2 rRNA genes are annotated in these 2951 nt (G+C 53.4%); both read right to left on the bottom strand.

The annotated features are described in order from the left end of the window. Window positions 1-2370, bottom strand: a 23S ribosomal RNA gene (locus tag D5S11_RS19610); the annotation flags it as partial. Window positions 2371-2441: 71 nt separating this feature from the next. Next, a 16S ribosomal RNA gene (locus D5S11_RS19605) occupies window positions 2442-2951 on the bottom strand; the annotation flags it as partial.

The following is a 2951-nucleotide window of genomic DNA, read 5'->3' as shown; positions in this document are numbered from 1 at the left end:
CCCTTGTGCCTTTACACTCTGCGAATGATTTCCAACCATTCTGAGGGAACCTTTGGGCGCCTCCGTTACCTTTTAGGAGGCGACCGCCCCAGTCAAACTGCCCACCTGACACTGTCTCCCCGCCCGATAAGGGCGGCGGGTTAGAAGGTCAATACAGCCAGGGTAGTATCCCACCGATGCCTCCACCGAAGCTGGCGCTCCGGTTTCCAAGGCTCCTACCTATCCTGTACAAGCTGTACCAACATTCAATATCAGGCTGCAGTAAAGCTCCACGGGGTCTTTCCGTCCTGTCGCGGGTAACCTGCATCTTCACAGGTACTATAATTTCACCGAGTCTCTCGTTGAGACAGTGCCCAGATCGTTGCGCCTTTCGTGCGGGTCGGAACTTACCCGACAAGGAATTTCGCTACCTTAGGACCGTTATAGTTACGGCCGCCGTTTACTGGGGCTTCAATTCGCACCTTCGCTTACGCTAAGCGCTCCTCTTAACCTTCCAGCACCGGGCAGGCGTCAGCCCCTATACTTCGCCTTACGGCTTCGCAGAGACCTGTGTTTTTGCTAAACAGTCGCCTGGGCCTATTCACTGCGGCTCTCTCGGGCTTGCACCCTAACAGAGCACCCCTTCTCCCGAAGTTACGGGGTCATTTTGCCGAGTTCCTTAACGAGAGTTCTCTCGATCACCTTAGGATTCTCTCCTCGCCTACCTGTGTCGGTTTGCGGTACGGGCACCTCTCACCTCGCTAGAGGCTTTTCTTGGCAGTGTGGAATCAGGAACTTCGCTACTATAATTCGCTCGCCATCACAGCTCAGCCTTCACGGGAAACGGATTTGCCTATTTCCCAGCCTAACTGCTTGGACGCGGATATCCAATACCGCGCTTACCCTATCCTCCTGCGTCCCCCCATTGCTCAAATGGTGAGGAGGTGGTACAGGAATATCAACCTGTTATCCATCGCCTACGCCTTTCGGCCTCGGCTTAGGTCCCGACTAACCCTGAGCGGACGAGCCTTCCTCAGGAAACCTTAGGCATTCGGTGGAGGGGATTCTCACCCCTCTTTCGCTACTCATACCGGCATTCTCACTTCTAAGCGCTCCACAAGTCCTTCCGGTCTTGCTTCACAGCCCTTAGAACGCTCTCCTACCACTGTTCGAAGAACAGTCCGCAGCTTCGGTGATACGTTTAGCCCCGGTACATTTTCGGCGCAGAGTCACTCGACCAGTGAGCTATTACGCACTCTTTAAATGGTGGCTGCTTCTAAGCCAACATCCTGGTTGTCTAAGCAACTCCACATCCTTTTCCACTTAACGTATACTTTGGGACCTTAGCTGGCGGTCTGGGCTGTTTCCCTTTCGACTACGGATCTTATCACTCGCAGTCTGACTCCCAAGGATAAGTCATCGGCATTCGGAGTTTGACTGAATTCGGTAACCCGGTAGGGGCCCCTAGTCCAATCAGTGCTCTACCTCCGAGACTCTTACCTTGAGGCTAGCCCTAAAGCTATTTCGGAGAGAACCAGCTATCTCCAGGTTCGATTGGCATTTCACCCCTACCCACACCTCATCCCCGCACTTTTCAACGTGCGTGGGTTCGGGCCTCCATTCAGTGTTACCTGAACTTCACCCTGGACATGGGTAGATCACCTGGTTTCGGGTCTACGACCACGTACTCAATTCGCCCTATTCAGACTCGCTTTCGCTGCGGCTCCGCATCTTCTGCTTAACCTTGCACGGGATCGTAACTCGCCGGTTCATTCTACAAAAGGCACGCCATCACCCGTTAACGGGCTCTGACTACTTGTAGGCACACGGTTTCAGGATCTCTTTCACTCCCCTTCCGGGGTGCTTTTCACCTTTCCCTCACGGTACTGGTTCACTATCGGTCACTAGGGAGTATTTAGCCTTGGGAGATGGTCCTCCCGGATTCCGACGGAATTTCACGTGTTCCGCCGTACTCAGGATCCACTCAGGAGAGAACGAAGTTTTGACTACAGGGCTGTTACCTCCTATGGCGGGCCTTTCCAGACCTCTTCATCTACCTCGTTCCTTTGTAACTCCGTACAGAGTGTCCTACAACCCCAAGAGGCAAGCCTCTTGGTTTGGGCTGGTCCCGTTTCGCTCGCCGCTACTCAGGGAATCGCATTTGCTTTCTCTTCCTCCGGGTACTTAGATGTTTCAGTTCCCCGGGTCTGCCTTCTCATATCCTATGTATTCAGATATGGATACCACTCCATTACGAGTGGTGGGTTTCCCCATTCGGAAATCTCCGGATCAAAGCTTGCTTACAGCTCCCCGAAGCATATCGGTGTTCGTCCCGTCCTTCATCGGCTCCTAGTGCCAAGGCATCCACCGTGCGCCCTTTCTAACTTAACCGTTAAAAAGAATCACTACGTGATATCTTGCATTACTAATTGAATGTGAATTACTTCTGTTATCTAGTTTTCAAAGAACACGTTGGTGGAGCCTAGCGGGATCGAACCGCTGACCTCCTGCGTGCNACCTTCGGCGGCTGGCTCCTAAAAGGTTACCTCACCGACTTCGGGTGTTACAAACTCTCGTGGTGTGACGGGCGGTGTGTACAAGGCCCGGGAACGTATTCACCGCGGCATGCTGATCCGCGATTACTAGCGATTCCAGCTTCACGCAGTCGAGTTGCAGACTGCGATCCGAACTGAGAACAGATTTGTGGGATTGGCTTAACCTCGCGGTTTCGCTGCCCTTTGTTCTGTCCATTGTAGCACGTGTGTAGCCCAGGTCATAAGGGGCATGATGATTTGACGTCATCCCCACCTTCCTCCGGTTTGTCACCGGCAGTCACCTTAGAGTGCCCAACTGAATGCTGGCAACTAAGATCAAGGGTTGCGCTCGTTGCGGGACTTAACCCAACATCTCACGACACGAGCTGACGACAACCATGCACCACCTGTCACTCTGCCCCCGAAGGGGACGTCCTA

Origin of the sequence: Bacillus sp. L75, assembly GCF_003676355.1 — a bacterium.
Taxonomy (GTDB): Bacteria; Bacillota; Bacilli; order Bacillales; family Bacillaceae; genus Bacillus; species Bacillus velezensis.
This window is presented reverse-complemented; position numbering and strand designations above follow the sequence as displayed.